Origin of the sequence: Methylophilus sp. (assembly GCF_052437885.1) — a bacterium.
Classification (GTDB): domain Bacteria; phylum Pseudomonadota; class Gammaproteobacteria; order Burkholderiales; family Methylophilaceae; genus Methylophilus.
Genome location: NZ_JBQVPB010000002.1, coordinates 205,160 through 220,916, shown reverse-complemented (window position 1 = coordinate 220,916; position 15,757 = coordinate 205,160). Strand labels below are relative to the sequence as shown.

At 48.6% G+C, this 15,757-nt stretch carries 15 protein-coding genes; 9 read left to right on the top strand and 6 right to left on the bottom strand.

The features are described 5' to 3' along the window. Nucleotides 1-4 precede the first annotated feature (4 nt). From mnmE to rpmH, 5 genes are read right to left on the bottom strand one after another with little or no spacing between them, the layout of a single operon-like run. On the bottom strand, nucleotides 5-1,441 hold the full coding sequence (mnmE, locus tag ACT6RZ_RS02870; protein ID WP_444700683.1) for a tRNA uridine-5-carboxymethylaminomethyl(34) synthesis GTPase MnmE: 1,437 nt from the start codon (nucleotides 1,439-1,441) through the stop codon (nucleotides 5-7). After that, nucleotides 1,404-3,011 (bottom strand): membrane protein insertase YidC, encoded by a 1,608-nt coding sequence (gene yidC / locus ACT6RZ_RS02865; protein ID WP_444700682.1) that lies wholly within the window; start codon nucleotides 3,009-3,011, stop codon nucleotides 1,404-1,406. The genes mnmE and yidC overlap by 38 nt, the downstream gene beginning before the upstream one ends. Nucleotides 3,012-3,030: 19 nt before the next feature. Beyond that, nucleotides 3,031-3,234: a membrane protein insertion efficiency factor YidD gene (gene yidD, locus ACT6RZ_RS02860; RefSeq protein WP_444700681.1), complete on the bottom strand. Its 204-nt coding sequence runs from the start codon at nucleotides 3,232-3,234 to the stop codon at nucleotides 3,031-3,033. Between the two features lie 11 nt (nucleotides 3,235-3,245). Beyond that, nucleotides 3,246-3,611 carry a ribonuclease P protein component gene (rnpA, locus tag ACT6RZ_RS02855; RefSeq protein ID WP_444700680.1) on the bottom strand — a complete coding sequence of 122 codons (366 nt, stop codon included), beginning with the start codon at nucleotides 3,609-3,611 and terminating at the stop codon, nucleotides 3,246-3,248. 25 nt (nucleotides 3,612-3,636) lie between these two features. After that, nucleotides 3,637-3,771 carry a 50S ribosomal protein L34 gene (gene rpmH / locus ACT6RZ_RS02850; protein WP_018987191.1) on the bottom strand — a complete coding sequence of 45 codons (135 nt, stop codon included), beginning with the start codon at nucleotides 3,769-3,771 and terminating at the stop codon, nucleotides 3,637-3,639. Between the two features lie 341 nt (nucleotides 3,772-4,112). On the opposite strand from rpmH, the gene dnaA reads away from it, so the two are divergent. From dnaA to tatC, 6 genes are all read left to right on the top strand, one after another. Next, entirely contained in the window at nucleotides 4,113-5,537 is a 1,425-nt protein-coding gene (dnaA, locus tag ACT6RZ_RS02845; protein WP_444700679.1) for a chromosomal replication initiator protein DnaA, read from the top strand. Between the two features lie 256 nt (nucleotides 5,538-5,793). Continuing rightward, the gene (gene dnaN, locus ACT6RZ_RS02840; protein ID WP_444700678.1) at nucleotides 5,794-6,897 is read left to right on the top strand and encodes a DNA polymerase III subunit beta; all 1,104 of its coding nucleotides are present in this window, start codon (nucleotides 5,794-5,796) and stop codon (nucleotides 6,895-6,897) included. Between the two features lie 95 nt (nucleotides 6,898-6,992). Next, entirely contained in the window at nucleotides 6,993-9,398 is a 2,406-nt protein-coding gene (gene gyrB / locus ACT6RZ_RS02835; RefSeq protein ID WP_444700677.1) for a DNA topoisomerase (ATP-hydrolyzing) subunit B, read from the top strand. Nucleotides 9,399-9,699: 301 nt separating this feature from the next. Then, nucleotides 9,700-9,873 carry a Sec-independent protein translocase subunit TatA gene (gene tatA, locus ACT6RZ_RS02830; protein ID WP_444700676.1) on the top strand — a complete coding sequence of 58 codons (174 nt, stop codon included), beginning with the start codon at nucleotides 9,700-9,702 and terminating at the stop codon, nucleotides 9,871-9,873. Continuing rightward, on the top strand, nucleotides 9,866-10,186 hold the full coding sequence (tatB, locus tag ACT6RZ_RS02825) for a Sec-independent protein translocase protein TatB (protein WP_444700675.1): 321 nt from the start codon (nucleotides 9,866-9,868) through the stop codon (nucleotides 10,184-10,186). Before tatA ends, tatB begins: the two co-directional genes overlap by 8 nt. 10 nt (nucleotides 10,187-10,196) lie before the next feature. After that, nucleotides 10,197-10,952 (top strand): twin-arginine translocase subunit TatC, encoded by a 756-nt coding sequence (tatC, locus tag ACT6RZ_RS02820; protein ID WP_444700674.1) that lies wholly within the window; start codon nucleotides 10,197-10,199, stop codon nucleotides 10,950-10,952. A 3-nt stretch (nucleotides 10,953-10,955) separates the two neighbouring features. Here the strand turns inward: tatC and ACT6RZ_RS02815 are convergent, their stop codons facing one another. Further along, the gene (locus tag ACT6RZ_RS02815; RefSeq protein WP_444700673.1) at nucleotides 10,956-11,762 is read right to left on the bottom strand and encodes a helix-turn-helix domain-containing protein; all 807 of its coding nucleotides are present in this window, start codon (nucleotides 11,760-11,762) and stop codon (nucleotides 10,956-10,958) included. Nucleotides 11,763-12,490: 728 nt separating this feature from the next. Here ACT6RZ_RS02815 and ACT6RZ_RS02810 point away from each other — a divergent pair. From ACT6RZ_RS02810 to mauB, 3 genes are all read left to right on the top strand, one after another. Continuing rightward, nucleotides 12,491-13,330 carry a TorF family putative porin gene (locus tag ACT6RZ_RS02810; protein WP_444700672.1) on the top strand — a complete coding sequence of 280 codons (840 nt, stop codon included), beginning with the start codon at nucleotides 12,491-12,493 and terminating at the stop codon, nucleotides 13,328-13,330. A 238-nt stretch (nucleotides 13,331-13,568) separates the two neighbouring features. Beyond that, nucleotides 13,569-14,477 carry a methylamine utilization protein MauF gene (locus tag ACT6RZ_RS02805; RefSeq protein ID WP_444700671.1) on the top strand — a complete coding sequence of 303 codons (909 nt, stop codon included), beginning with the start codon at nucleotides 13,569-13,571 and terminating at the stop codon, nucleotides 14,475-14,477. A 53-nt stretch (nucleotides 14,478-14,530) separates the two neighbouring features. Beyond that, entirely contained in the window at nucleotides 14,531-15,751 is a 1,221-nt protein-coding gene (mauB, locus tag ACT6RZ_RS02800) for a methylamine dehydrogenase (amicyanin) large subunit (RefSeq protein ID WP_444700670.1), read from the top strand. Nucleotides 15,752-15,757: the final 6 nt, after the last annotated feature.

The window sequence follows — 15,757 nt, the reverse complement described above, 5'->3', positions numbered from 1 at the left end:
GTTTTTATTTGCCTATACAAAAGCGGCTGAAGATCTCGCCGAGCAAATCATCAGGGGTGAATTCGCCCGTGATAGAAGCGAGCGCCTCCTGAGCGCTGCGTAATTCCTCGGCAATCAATTCAGCGGCATGCATCTGCCCGCTGGCCTGCTGTAAATGCGAGTCCACCAGTTGCAATGCCTGCAAGTGACGGGCACGCGCCATAAAAATCCCCTCATTACCCGGCTGATAACCCACAATTTGCAGAAGCGTTTTTTGCAGGGCGTCGATACCAAGGCCTGTCTTGGCAGATAAAAACAAGTGCGTCTCTTTTACGCGAATTTCGATGCGCGATGTTTCACGTGAAACATCGATCTTGTTATGCACCCAGATTTTTTCTATCTGCGACGGTAATTGCTGCAAGATACCTGTTTCATATGGCCCGATACCATGCTGGCTATCTACCAACAATAAGGCCACCTGTGCGGTCTCTATGGCCTTCCAGGTACGTGCTATACCGACTTGTTCGACTACATCCTCAGTCTCACGCAAACCAGCGGTATCAATGATATGCAGGGGCACACCTTCGATCTGAATGACACTTTTAATCGTATCCCGCGTAGTGCCGGCGATAGGCGTCACTATCGCTACATCTTCGCCTGACAGTGCATTGAGCAAACTGGATTTACCGACATTGGGCTGGCCGATCAAAACCACATTCATACCCTCACGCAGCAGGGCACCCTGTTTTGCGCGCTGGTAAATCGTCTGCAGGGTTTGCTGATTAGCTTGCAGCTTCTCGAGTACGCGACCCTGGCTGATAAAATCAATGTCTTCCTCAGGAAAATCCAGGCAGGCTTCGACATACATACGCAGGTCTATCAACTGCTGCAATAAGGTCTGGATAGCGTTGGAAAATTCGCCCGACAAGGAACGGACCGCACTGCGCGCGGCTTCTGCCGTAGAGGCATTGATCAGGTCGGCGACCGCTTCAGCCTGCGCCAGATCCAGTTTATCGTTAAGGTAGGCACGTTGCGTGAACTCACCGGCGACCGCATGCCGGGCACCAGCATCAATACAACGTGCCAGCAGTATCTGCATCAGCGCAGTACCGCCATGCGCCTGCAACTCCAGTACATCTTCACCAGTGTAAGAGTGCGGGTTGGGAAAATAAATGGCGATGCCTCTATCGATCAGGCTGCCATCTGCCTGGTAGAAAGGCAGGTAAGCTGCGTGGCGCGGGGCAGGGCAGTGGCCTAGCAGCTGCGCGGCGATCTGTGGCGCGAGCGGGCCGGACACCCTGACTACGCCTATACCACCGGCACCAGGTGCGGTGGCTATCGCGGCTATGGTCTCAGCAGTCAGACCGCCCGGTGCAGCAGGGTTGTGCACAAGATCAGTCGGACTGCTGACTGCCGGTTGCTGATTATTTGCCATTCCCTTTTTTGGCGACGGTTTCAGCATGTATCATGCGGTTGATCGCCCATTGCTGCCAGATAGAAAGAATGTTGTTCACCAGCCAGTACAGCACCAGGCCAGCCGGGAAGAAGAAGAAGAATACGCTGAACAGCACCGGCATGATCTTCATGACCTTGGCCTGAATCGGGTCGGTAGGCGGCGGATTCAGGGTGGTCTGAATGATCATGGTAGCGCCCATCAGGATAGGCAGAATAAAGTACGGGTCTGTGGCAGACAAATCCTGGATCCAGCCAAAGAATGGTGCGTGTCTAAGCTCAACTGAACCCAGCAACACCCAATACAGGGAAATAAATACCGGGATCTGCACCAGGATAGGCAGGCAGCCACCCATAGGGTTGATTTTTTCGGTACGGTACATCTCCATCATGGCTTGTTGCAGCTTTTGTTTGTCATCGCCAAACTTGTCTTTAAGCGCTTGCATACGTGGCGCCATTTCGCGCAGATGCGCCATATTGCGGTAGCCGGAAGCAGACAGTTTGAAGAAAGCGGCCTTGATCAAAATGGTCAGCACAATGATGGCGATACCCCAGTTTTTCACCAGCTCATAGATATGCGTCAACAGCCACATCAAGGGTTTAGCGATCACAGTCAAAATGCCATAATCAACCACTAGGTCCAGACCAGGCGCAGCTGCTTCCAATTCAGCCGGCACTTGTGGACCGCTGAATAATTTGGCATCTACAGTTTTAGTGGTTCCCGGGGCGATCTCGCCCACAGGCACCATGGTGCCTACAGAGAAATCCTGCTCGGTCAATTTGGTGGTATAGAATTTACGTTCTGCATTGCCGGCCGGGATCCATGCGCTGACAAAGTAATGCTGCACCAGGCCTATCCAGCCATCTTTAGTGCTGATAGAAACATCTTTCTTTGCCATCTCATCAAATTTGATCTTGGTGAAGTGGTCAGTCTCGTTGTAATAAGCACCGCCGGTGAAAGTCGGCATCATCTTGGAGCCCTGATTCGACTCTTTATCGTGAATGATCTGATAGTAGACAGATGGAGAAATCGTTTTTTCACTATTGTTTTTAATCTCGTATCTGACATCTATCAGATACTGGCCACGATGGAACACATAGACTTTATCTACGCTGAAACCCTTTTCTTCAGGTGCGGATAAGCGTACTTCCAAAGTATCCTGGCCTTCCTGCAACACATAGCTGGTCTGGGTGCTGGTAAAGGTCTGGTAATGGGTAGGCAGGCCATCACCCTTAAGGCCAGTCTGCGCCACATAGAGTTTATCGGCACTGGCATCACTCATCAGCTCATACGGGCCTGAGCTGTCGTCGGCTTTATGCTCAAGCAGGGATAACTGACGCAGGTCGCCGCCCACGGTATCGATCACTGCCGCATAGCGGTCTGTTTTGACAGTGATACGCTCACCTTTTTTCAGGCTGAAAGCGCCACTCTCCTGCGGTTTATCAGCAGGGGTGCCTGCTGGGGTGGTCGCAGTCTGCGCGACTGGCGTCTCAGGGGCGTGTTCTTTTTGCCAGGCATCCCACAACAACATGATGGAAAAAGAAAAAATGACGAACAGAATTAAACGGCGAGTATCCATAAGGTTTCGTTTTTACAAGTCAAGGAAGAGGGTCCACACCACCGGGATGCCAGGGATGGCAGCGACCGATACGGGCCAAAGCCAGCCATGAGCCTTTAACAACGCCATAGCGTTGCAAGGCTTCGATCGCATAGTGTGAACAGGTAGGATGGAAACGGCATTGACGGCCCAGCCAGGGACTCAAGCCCCACTGGTAACACTTTATCAAAGTAATCAGTACCATTTTCATCAGTATTAGGAAACTGTAGAGGTTTTTTTAAGCTTGCTCAGTATGACCGACAGATCACGTTGTACTGCCTGAAAATCTGCCTGCTGAAAAGTCTTGCGAACCTGAAGCACAACATCATAACCGCTTGTGGTTGAAGATGGTTGATTTCTTAACAATTCACGCAGTACACGCTTCATATAATTACGGCTGACCGCCAGTTTGGCGATTTTCTTGGGCACCACCAGACCATACCGATTGAGCGCCTGCTGGTTAGGTTTGATATTGGCAAGCAACCACTCGCCATATAAGCGTTTCCTGAAAGTAAAAACGGATGAAAATTCATCCGTTTTTCTAAGCTTATACAATGTCATGGCTGCTGCAATGTCATGCATAGCCTAAAGCAATGCAGCACCGGGATTACAGACCCAGGCGTTTACGGCCTTTAGCGCGACGGGCAGCGATCACTGCACGGCCACCTTTGGTTTTCATGCGAACAAGAAAGCCATGGGTACGGGCACGACGGGTTTTAGATGGTTGATAGGTACGTTTCATTATTTAGCTCCTGCGCCAAGTAGGGAAGTAAATCCCGACAATTAAAATCTGTTTCGGCATCGCTGATTTCGCAGCTGAAATTTGCCGATTTCAAAAACCCTTAATTAAACATGAATTCAGCTAACTATGTCAATGATTTTTTTTATATTTTTATATTCTCGGGCTGTGGATAACTCCAGTTAAAACGTTTAGAATGTCCTCAGTGAATCGGCCTTATAAACAGCTTTGATTCCCACTTCTGCCACTCTTTCCTGGCACATAACGAATAAACAACAGCAAACTACTCTCAGGCGCATACGCCGGGGTAAGCTTTTTTGCATAGATTGAAAAATACTGGAGCAATGGAAAACTTTTGGGCGCATTGTCTGCTGAAGTTCGAACAGGAACTATCCGCACAACAATACAATACCTGGATTAAACCCCTGCGTGCACGCGTGAATGGTCAGGCTGTGCAAATCGTTGCGCCTAACAAGTTTGTCATGCAATGGGTAAAAAGCAAGTTTTTTAACCGTATTGAAACCATTGCCCATGAGTTATCCAACAGCGTGGTGGTTGAGCTCATCGTAGACAGCAGCATACTGCAAACCGAACCTGCGCTAGTGAATACTGCAGCGGCCAGCAATGGTCCCACTGCAACCGCTAGTGAAACACCGGCGGCAAAGAGCCAGCCCAGGCAGATTGAAACGCCGCAAGAGAAGAAACCTTTTCCCAGCCGGGCGCCGGTTAAAAGTATCAAAGCTGAAAAAAGCAGCGGCCTCAATAACAGTTTTCTGTTTGATAATTACGTCACTGGCCGCGCCAACCAGCTCGCGCGCGCAGCGGCGATACAGGTTGCCGGTAATCCAGGCCAGGCCTATAACCCTTTGTTCATTTATGGTGGCGTGGGACTGGGCAAAACACATTTACTGCAGGCGATAGGCAATGAGCTGAAAAAAATCAAGCCGGAAGCCAATATCCGTTACCTGCATGCCGAACGCTATGTGTCGGACGTGGTGAAAGCCTATGAAAACAAGGCGTTTGACGAGTTTAAACAGCAATATCACTCACTAGACCTGCTGCTGATCGATGATATTCAATTCTTTGCCAAGAAGACACGTACACAAGAAGAGTTCTTCTATGCCTTTAATACACTGATAGAAGAGAAAAAACAGATCGTCATCACCTGTGATACCTATCCTAAAGAGATCGTGGATATGGATGAGCGCTTGCGTACACGCTTTAGCTGGGGGCTGACGGTTGCAGTTGAGCCGCCGGAACTGGAGATGCGCGTCGCTATCCTGCGTAAAAAGGCCGAGACACTGAAGATCAACCTGCATGAAGATGTGGCATTTTTTGTTGCCAAGCAGATCCGTTCCAGTGTGCGCGAGCTTGAAGGCGCCCTTAACCGTATCATCGCCATGGCCAACTTTACCGGCCATGCCATTGATGTACATCTGGCCAAAGATGCCTTGCGTGACCTGATCGCCGTGCGCGGCCGCCAGATCACGATAGAGAATATCCAGAAAACCGTTGCTGATTATTACAAGATAAAAGTCAGCGATATGTTCAGTAAAAAGCGTTCGCGCAATGTGGCCAGACCACGCCAGGTGGCGATGTCCCTGGCCAGGGAATTAACCAATCACAGCTTTCCTGAAATCGGCGAAGCCTTTGGCGGAAGACACCATACCACCGTGATGCATGCCTGTGATGAAATAGAGCAATTGCGCTTGAATGACCAGACACTGGCACGCGATATCGGTTTTTTAACCCAGGTGATCAGAGATTAGTACAACAGTTTACAAAACAAAAGCTGTGGATAAGGTGCGAATGAAGTGTGTTTAAATATTGCGTATAGACAGGATAAAATCGGTTTACAATATCAGCCACAAACTATGCATGTTTAAACCGCAATTTATACACAAGCTAAATTGGTAACAAACCATTGAATTTAAATGGCTTTTAGAGTTACCCACAAATAAATGCAACATTACTATTAATCTTATCTTTTATATATTGAAATAAAGTTATTAATCAGGTCAGGCCATGCAAATCAAAATCAGTCGTGAAGTATTGCTTAAACCACTTAACAATGTCACCGGCATCGTAGAACGCAGACATACGTTACCTATCCTTTCCAATCTGTTGATCAACATCAAACAGCAGGAAATGCATTTGACTGCCACCGATCTGGAAATGCAGATATCACTGAAAGTGAACAGTGGTGTAGAAGGTGAACTGAGCACGACGATTTCTGCCAAAAAGTTACTGGATATCTGTCGTTCATTGCCCGAGAACACGGCGATAGAAATGAACAACCAGGATAACCGCATCACGCTGAAAGCAGGCAAGAGCCGCTTCAACCTGCAAACACTGCCGTCAGCCGATTACCCGTTGATGAGCAAAGCCAGCGGCCAGAACATCAGTTTCAGCCTGTCACAATCCGAGTTGAAACGCCTGCTGAAACAGGTTGAGTTCGCCATGGCGCAACAGGATATACGCTACTATCTGAATGGCTTGCTGCTCGAAGTACAAGGCAACCAGTTGCATGTAGTCGGCACTGATGGCCACAGGTTGAGCTATACAAACACTACGCTGGATCAGGAGTTTGAAAAAACAGAAGTGATCCTGCCACGCAAGACCGTGCTGGAGTTGACCAAGTTGCTGGATGACCAGTCTGACTCACCGGTGGTGATAGACTTGCTCAATGGCCAGATCAGTTTTGAATTCGGTGATATCCAGCTGATCAGCAAGGTGATAGACGGTAAATTCCCTGATTACAACCGCGTGATCCCGAATGGCCACCAGAACACCTTTGAGGTGAACCGCCAGGAGATACTGAGCGCATTGCAACGCGCTTCTATCTTATCCAACGAGAAATATCGCAGTATCCGCATGGTGATCACCGATGGCCAGCTCAAGCTGATCAGTACCAATACCGAGCAGGAAGAAGCCGAAGAAGAACTGGATATCAACTACAACAAAGCCTCGCTGGATATAGGCTTTAATGTCACCTACCTGATCGATGTACTCAATAACCTGGGCGATGAAAACATCCAGTTTGCCTTTGCTGATGCCAACAGTAGTTGTCTGATCACTACCGCCAGCGATATCAACTATAAATACGTTGTGATGCCAATGCGCATATAATGCATGGTTGCCAATAAGGGCTTTGCGTGTTTCACGTGAAACACGGGCGCTGTTGGTTTCAATCGTCTTTTAATCACATTAAAGAAACTTTCGTTATGGCACAGCCACAAGAATATAACTCAGACAGTATCAAGATTTTAGAAGGTTTGGATGCGGTACGTAAGCGTCCAGGCATGTATATCGGTGACACGTCAGACGGTTCCGGCTTGCACCACATGGTGTTCGAAGTACTGGATAATGCGATCGACGAAGCGCTGGCAGGGCATTGTGATGACATCAAAGTGATCATCCACCCGGATAATTCCATCAGCATCTCAGATAACGGCCGTGGCATTCCTACCGATATCAAAGACGACGATAAACACGAACCAAAGCGTTCAGCGGCTGAAATCGTGATGACAGAGTTGCATGCTGGCGGCAAGTTCGACCAGAACTCCTACAAGGTGTCTGGCGGCTTGCATGGCGTGGGCGTGTCTGTGGTGAATGCCTTGTCCGACTGGCTGAGACTGAAAATCTACCGCAAAGGCCAGGTTCACCAGATGGAATTCCATAGAGGCGTGCCACAAGCGCCTTTAGCCGTCACTGGAACGACTGATAAAAAAGGCACTGAAGTGCATTTTCTGGCTTCTGTGGATACCTTTGTGCTGGTTGAATATCACTTTGAGATCCTGGCCAAACGTATCCGTGAGCTGTCTTTCCTGAATAACGGCGTCAAGATCGAATTGATAGACCAGCGCACCGGCAAATCTGAAAACTTTGCTTTCAGCGGCGGTATCAAAGGTTTTGTCGAATACATGAACCGCAGCAAGACCGTATTGCACCCGAAAGTGTTCTACGCGGTCAGCGAAAAAGACAATATGACAGTCGAAGTTGCCATGCAATGGAACGACAGTTATTCAGAAACCGTACAGTGTTTCACCAACAATATCCCGCAACGTGATGGCGGTACGCATTTAACCGGTTTGCGCACGGCAATGACACGTACCCTGAACCAGTACATAGAACAGAACGAATTCGCCAAAAAAGCCAAAGTGGAAACCACAGGCGACGACATGCGCGAAGGCATCACCTGCGTGCTGTCGGTCAAGGTACCAGATCCCAAATTCTCTTCACAGACCAAAGACAAACTGGTTTCCAGTGAAGTACAACCAGTGGTGTCAGAGATCGTATCGGCAAAACTGGCCGAGTTTCTGGCTGAAAACCCGATAGACGCCAAAATCGTCTGTGGCAAAATCGTAGAAGCAGCCCGTGCGCGTGAAGCCGCGCGCAAGGCACGTGAAATCACACGTCGTAAAGGCGTGATGGACACCATGGGCCTGCCAGGCAAGCTGGCTGATTGCCAGGAAAAAGACCCGGCACTGTGTGAAATCTACCTGGTCGAGGGTGACTCCGCCGGCGGTTCAGCCAAACAAGGCCGTGACCGTAAAAACCAGGCTATCCTGCCACTTAAAGGTAAGATCCTCAACGTGGAAAAAGCGCGTTTCGACAAACTGCTAGGCTCGCAAGAAATTGCGACGCTGATCACTGCATTAGGCACTAGCATAGGCAAAGCGGATTTTAATGTAGAAAAACTGCGTTATCACCGCATCATCATCATGACCGATGCCGACGTCGATGGCGCCCACATCCGTACTTTACTGCTGACTTTCTTCTACCGTCAGATGCCTGAACTGGTCGAACGTGGCCATATCTACATTGCGCAACCACCGCTGTACAAAGTCAAACAGGGTCGCGACGAGCGTTACCTCAAAGATGAACACGAGCTGGATGAGTACCTGTTGAATTCAGCATTAAAGGGTGCAGAACTGCTGACACGTGAAGGGGGTGATACATTGAAGGATGACTCCCTGAACAACATCGCCAAACAAATGGTGCTGACTGAAGCCGTGATCCGCCGTATCGCCAATCTGTATGACGAAAGCGTGTTACGTGCGATTCAAGACCTGGGCGACCTGGAACTGAATACCGAAGCCGCAGCCAATGCAGCTGCTGAAAAACTGCGTCCTATCCTGGGTGCGATCGGTTCTGAAGTGATAGTCGCGCAAGATACCGAAACCAGCGCCTACCGTCTGGAAGTGAATAAATTTGTACACGGCAACCTGCAAAGCTGCGTCATCGATGCTGAATTCCTCAGCAGTGGCGATTACCGCCAGATCAACCGCACCTCGCAATTGGTCAACAACCTGCTGGGTGATGGGGCTTTGATCAAACGTGGCGAGAAAGAGCAAAAAGTCAGTACCTTTAAACAGGCACTGGACTGGTTGTTGGGCGAAGCCAGACATAACCTGAATATTCAGCGCTATAAAGGTTTGGGCGAGATGAACCCGGAGCAGTTGTGGGAAACCACCATGGACCCAAAAGTACGTCGTCTGCTCAAAGTGCAAATTGATGACGCGATCAGCGCTGATGAAATTTTCACTACCCTGATGGGCGACAACGTAGAACCACGCCGCGCCTTTATTGAAAGCAACGCACTGAGTGTGAGTTCGCTGGATATTTAAACGCAGGCAGAGCCGGAGATAGTATTAAAAATCCCGGTGGTTTAAAAAATCCCTAGGGTTACAAAATAAACTCAAAGCTCCCTGACGGGAGCTTTTTTATTTCCAGTCTGAAGATAGAGGCGATCTAGCTGCAGGCCTTTGATCTGAAGTTGCAGTCCAGCCATTGGTTTTAGAGAGATGGATAGCGTGAATGCCTGCCCAGAAAGATATGCAGTTTGATAGGTTTAAGTCCTGCCATTTTTTGCTAACTGCATGCATCTATTAAGCGCATGATGACAACCATGAAAATGGAGATAAACAAATGGGAAGCTTGAGTATTTGGCACTGGTTAATCGTATTGCTGGTTGTTGCTATGGTCTTTGGTACCAAGCGCCTGCGTAATATAGGTAGCGACGTTGGCGGCGCAGTTAAAAACTTCAAACAAGCCATGAATGAGCAACCCGCTGCGATAGAGGATAACTCCAGGAATGTTTGAGGTCGGCTTCTCTGAGATCATTGTGATTGTAGTTGTCGCATTGATCGTCATTGGCCCGGAAAAGCTGCCCAAGCTGGCAAGGACCTATGGCTTGCTTTATGGCCGGGTGCAACGCTATGTGTCGGACATCAAGCAGGACATGGAACGTGAAGTGGCACTAGACCATATGAAAAAAGCCACCGCTGAGGCGCAGCAGAAACTGCTGGCATTCCAATCCAGGATGGTCACTTTGGAAGGTGAGGCTGAGCTTGTTTCAGAACTACCGCAGCAAGAGGCGAATGCATTAGCACAGACGCCAGAAACAGTGCAGTGAGTGAGCCATCATGGAACAACAGCAAAAAAGCGATACGCTCAGTCATTTTTATGAATTAAGAACCAGGTGCATATGGATAGTCATAGGCTTGCTGCTCGCGTTAGGAATGACGCTGCCATTTGCCAACCAGCTACATCAATTCTTTGTCAGGCCGTTACTTAGCCAGTTGCCAGCTGGCGGGCAAATGATCGCCACTTCAGTGACTGCCCCCTTTTTGATCCCCCTTAAAATCGCACTGTATGTGGCAATCGCGCTAAGCCTGCCTAATACCTTGTATCAACTCTGGAAATTTGTGCAACCTGGCCTGTATCCAAAGGAAAGGCTCATCAGTCTGGTGGGTGTTTTGTCCAGTATCGTATTATTGGTTGCAGGCGCCAGTTTTGCCTTTTATATTGTGATCCCGGTGATCTTTAAATTCATTATAGGCAGTGCGCCAGCTGGCGTGGCGGTGATGACAGAGATCGGTAATTATTTGGATTTCCTGGTATCGATCACGCTGGCCTTCGGCATCTCGTTTCAAACCCCCATCATTGTTGTCGCTATCGCCTATATGGGGGTGGTTGAAGTCAAAACGCTCAAAGAAAGCAGGAGTTATGTGATCGTTGCTGCGTTTGTCATAGGCGCTATTTTTACGCCGCCGGATATCATCTCGCAGTTCATGCTGGCTATCCCGCTGTGGCTGCTTTATGAGCTTGGGCTATTGATTGCCAGCTTACTCATACACCAGCGGGATAAAGCCATAGGTTCAGCATTGCCCGATCACTAAAAGTCATTTCAGGCTCTTTGCCCGTTGCAGGGTATCGATAGGGCATTCACCGAACAGTTCACGGTAATAACGCGAGAATAGGCTCATGTGCCAGAAACCCCATTTTGAGGCCACATGCGCGATACTGGAGAAATCCCTGGGTGCACTCATCAACTCCAGTCTGATGCGCTGTAAACGCACGTTACGCATATAGGTGACAGGCGTAATGCCAAGTACCCTGATAAAAGCGTGGTTGAGTGTCCTGCGACTCACTTTCAAGACCTTACACAGCTCTTCGATAGAAAGCGGAAAGGCGGCATTGGTCAGGGTCGAGCTTCTGACGCGATTCACGATATAGCGCGGGATGCGATGGTCAAAATGTGGATGCGTATTTTCACTGGCATGGAATAGTGCATGCAAACAGGCCGACATCAGATCATCTTCAAAGCTTTCCCACTTTTCTTTCAGATTGATATCCTGCGCATTGCTGGTGTCGAACTCCATCCCGTACAACAGGGTGGTAAGCAGCAGCTTGGCCACGTGAGGGTTAAGCGACTCGACCGGCTTGATCGTATTCATGACCATACGAAAGTCTATCCAGTCTACCTTTTCTGCATATTCCTCCAGGCGTTTGGCCGGAATAACCGCCACCGTGATCTCTGAAATCATCGATGTTTTGAAATAAAGCTCGGCATTTTTATCCAGCGTGATCAAGGAGTGCGCCCTGACAGGTAGTAAACCCCAGCTCGCCTCACCTTCAATAATGGTCGGCAGGCCGATCACATAACAGTCCTGCGGCGCACTGGCGATCTGATCCACCGCTCGATTCATCTTTTCCGTAAATATCTGGATCCCGTTATAACTGATACTGTTGACCGATCCGGAAAATGTTCCTTTGGCCAATTGTGTATAGTCCTGTGACCAAAAAGGCACGGCGTCAGCCTGCTCAAGTACGTCTGTGGTATCTCGTCTAACCAAATGAAAGCCAGGGCTGACCGACGAGTCTAACCCTAATAATATTTCTCTAAACCCCATGTTATCGCTCCTGATATTCCCATCAACTTGTTGTGGTAATACCTCTCAAAAGTCCATTTCTGACAGCTTTACTGGACTGATTTGATGTTTTTATTATTTTTTCGGACTTTTATGTGCCCGTTTTTATTCAGATTTATGTTTTTTTCTGAAAATTTTGATCCTAATCCTACTTTAGTCCTGAAATATCCTGATGAATAGCAATAAATGGCATAACCAATCTATATTTTTCAATCGAAAACATGGGTTTGCCAATTCTTGCTACACCCCCTTTGTGAACAAAGTTATTGTCGCATCGCTTCAATTCTTATTTATAGCCCAGACGCAAGCATCTGGGTGTGGGGTTTAAGGGTAGTGTGGATGGATTTCAAGTATCGGGGAGTGAATGTCTGCAGCATGCAGGATTTAAAGTTTTAATGTGATCCACCCGCTGCGATTGAGCGTCATCCACGCTTATATTCCGCACCTTTCAAGCTGGCCTGGTTATAGATGACTTAAAACATATATAACGATTTGAGAGGGTTTGTATGACACAAAAAACAGGATGCCTGCTGGCATCGATATGTCTATTAGGAGCCGCCTCGCTTATACAGGCTGAGGAGGGCGGTGCGCTGGAGGCAAAGGCTGCCACTGAAGTAAGCCCATCAATACACCATATCAATGGCAATGTTGGTATTTACAGCGATTACTTGTTCAGGGGCATTTCATACGGCAGGGGCAGGGGCGCATTTCAGGCTGCCATTGATTACTCAAATGATGATGGGCTGTTTATAGGCTTAGGCTATACCAATGTGGATAAAGACGCCATTTATGGCAATACCTATGAAACAGATATTTATGCAGGATTCAAGAAAGCATTTGCCAAAGACCTGACGGTGACAGCGGGGTTTATCACCTACTACTATCCGCAAAATAACCATTATGTCGGGCAGCATCCGCACGTGGCCGAACTAAATCTTGCCATTGATTATCGCCAGTTCAATGTTAAATACTCGCATTCATTGACAGACTGGTTCGGCGTCAACACCGTGTCTATGGGGCACGGCATGATAGGTAGCCATGAGATGGGCGAGGGTGATTCTAAAGGTAGTTACTATCTGGAGGGTACCTACACCACACAACTACCGAATACCAATATCAACTGTGTCATTCATGTGGGCCATCAAGCGGTTAAGAATTACCACATCGCTGATTACACCGATTATTCGATAGGCCTCAACAAAGACTTCAGCATTGCCAGTTTAAAAGGATGGAATGCCGGTATCAGTTATGTCGTACTGGATGCGGACAATGACTGGTATGTGGCGAGTGATGGCTATAAAACTGCCGAGAATAAGTTCTTTGGCTATATCCGCCTGAATATGTAAACCACCTGCCTGCACGCGGTCATCCATTGCTTAGCCATAGGCGTGGATGACATTCCTCGAAATTTCATCTCAATCAGAACTCGATTTATAAGCCCCTTTCATCTGCAAAATTCCTTCACTTGGAAAGGGGCTTTTTTTCCCAGATAGCAAAAACTGGCATGACTTGGCCCTGTTGGCTAGCTACAAAAGGGGATATGCCGATTATTGCTAAAGCGCGCTCATCAAGCTCGCTATATTCATGCTTCATTTAAAAACATTGCCAGGCCAACAGGCCGTAGGAGGAAATATGAGTATGAATATGGGGGCAACCGTTGCTAATAGCCGGCCATCACAAACGTATGCAGCTGAGACCTGTGTCCCTGATGCATATCATTTTTCAAAGTCGCAATCAGCAGGCACCAGATTTGTCATGATGGGCATCGCGGTGGTGACAGGTTTATTTGCCGGAAAACTCATGCATGGCACCCTGCCTATGCAGACGGCATTCACTTCAATGTTTGTATTGCTGGCATTTGTAGGTGGCCTGTTATCTACCTGGTCACCTTGTGGTTATTCCAGTCTGAGCCTGTTAAGACCTGCCGGTCGTTATTCACTAGGCTCTGTTTTACGCTGGGCGCCGACCTTTTTCACACACGCAGTGGGCTATGCGATCGGGGCCGTGATCTTGGGCAGCATGCTGGGCTTTTCAGGCTGGCTGCTGTTCTCTGAAATACCAAGCCAATATTCAATCTCAGGCTTGGCGCTATTGGCCATCGCCTACGGCGCACACCAGTTCGGTTTTCTGAGCATGCCTTACCCGCAACGTCGCGCACAGGTGCCACATGACGCGCGTTTCCGTTTCCGCTCATCAGTGATTGGTTTGCTATATGGCTTCTCGCTAGGGATGAACTACCTCACTTACGTTCAAACCCCGATGCTCTACATCGTCACTGGTGTGGCTCTATTCAGTGGCGGCGTAAAAGCAGCCATCGTGGCTATTGCCATATTCAATATCGGCCGCTGTTTGCCAGTGGCAGTTAACTTCTTACCTGTTAAGGATCAATCAGTTCAAGCCTGGTTGGCCCGTTGGCAGGAAAGCGCAGTAGAAATCGATGGTTTCCTGTTGTTGGCAACTGGTTCCGCAGCATTGATGCTGTTGGCGCTATAAGCCGGACTGGAAATCAGAAGATGTCATCCATTTTAAAAATATCAGGAGGATTTATGACAACACTCGATCATCCGTCGATGATTCGTCAATCGAAGCAGGCGGCAGGCTTCGCAGGAGGACTTGTACTGGCAGCACTCATGTTATCCAGCGGTTTGGCCATGGCCGATGCAACACCCAACCAGTTAGGCTCTGAAATCACCGCTAAGTTACAGGACGAGACTTCGATCGCGATAGCACCCCCTAGCGATGCCAAGCGTGTCTATGTGCTGGACCCGGGCAATTTCCATATGACTTCTACTGTTTACACGGTAGATGGCAAATCCAGCAAATTACTCGGCATGACCGATGCCGGTAAATTGCCAAACGTCATGGTGGCTTCAGATGGCAAGTTTCTGGCTATCGCGAACACCATGTACTCGCGCGTGGCGCGTGGTAAACGTGATGACTATCTGGAGTTGATAGACACCCAGACGCATCAGCCCATCGCTGATATCGACATTCCTGAAGGTCGTTTCCTGACCGGTGTGTTTGAGCGTACGGCTGGTTTGAGTGTAGATAACAAGCACCTGTTGTTCCAGCAATTCTCACCTTCTCCAGGGGTGGGTTTGGTCGATCTGCAACAAAAGGCCTTTGTGAAGATCATGAACGTGCCTGATTGTTACCATATTTTCCCGACTGCGAATCAGAACTTCTTCATGCACTGTCGTGATGGTTCCCTGATGCAATTCACCTATGACAACAAGGGCACTACCAAGCAGAAACCAACCAAGGTGTTCCACGCCGAAAAAGAGTATCTGCTGAATAACCCTTATTACTCTAATTCAAACAATCACCTGGCATGGCCTACCTATGAAGGCAAGATCTTCCAGGCCAAATTGTCTGAATCTGGCGCTGAATTCCTGAAAACCATAGAAGTGTTCACCGATAAGGAAAAAGCCGATAAGTGGCGTCCGGGCGGCTGGCAGACCATTGCTTTCCACAAGGCACGCAACGAGTTGTACTTGTTGGCAGACCAGCGCGAAAAGTGGACACACAAGCTGCCTAGCCGTTTTGTGTTCGTGGTTGATGCCACTTCAGGTAAACGTTTGCGCCGCATCGAGTTGAAGCATGAGATCAACTCTATCGCCGTGAGCCAGGATGACAAGCCGTACTTGTACGCTGTGTCTGAAGAGGCGAAAACATTGTTCACCTTTGACGCAGTCAACGGCAAGCCATTGTCTAGCCTGGATGAGCTGGGTCGCGCACCTTCCATGATTTTCATTGCGGATAAGTGAGATCGC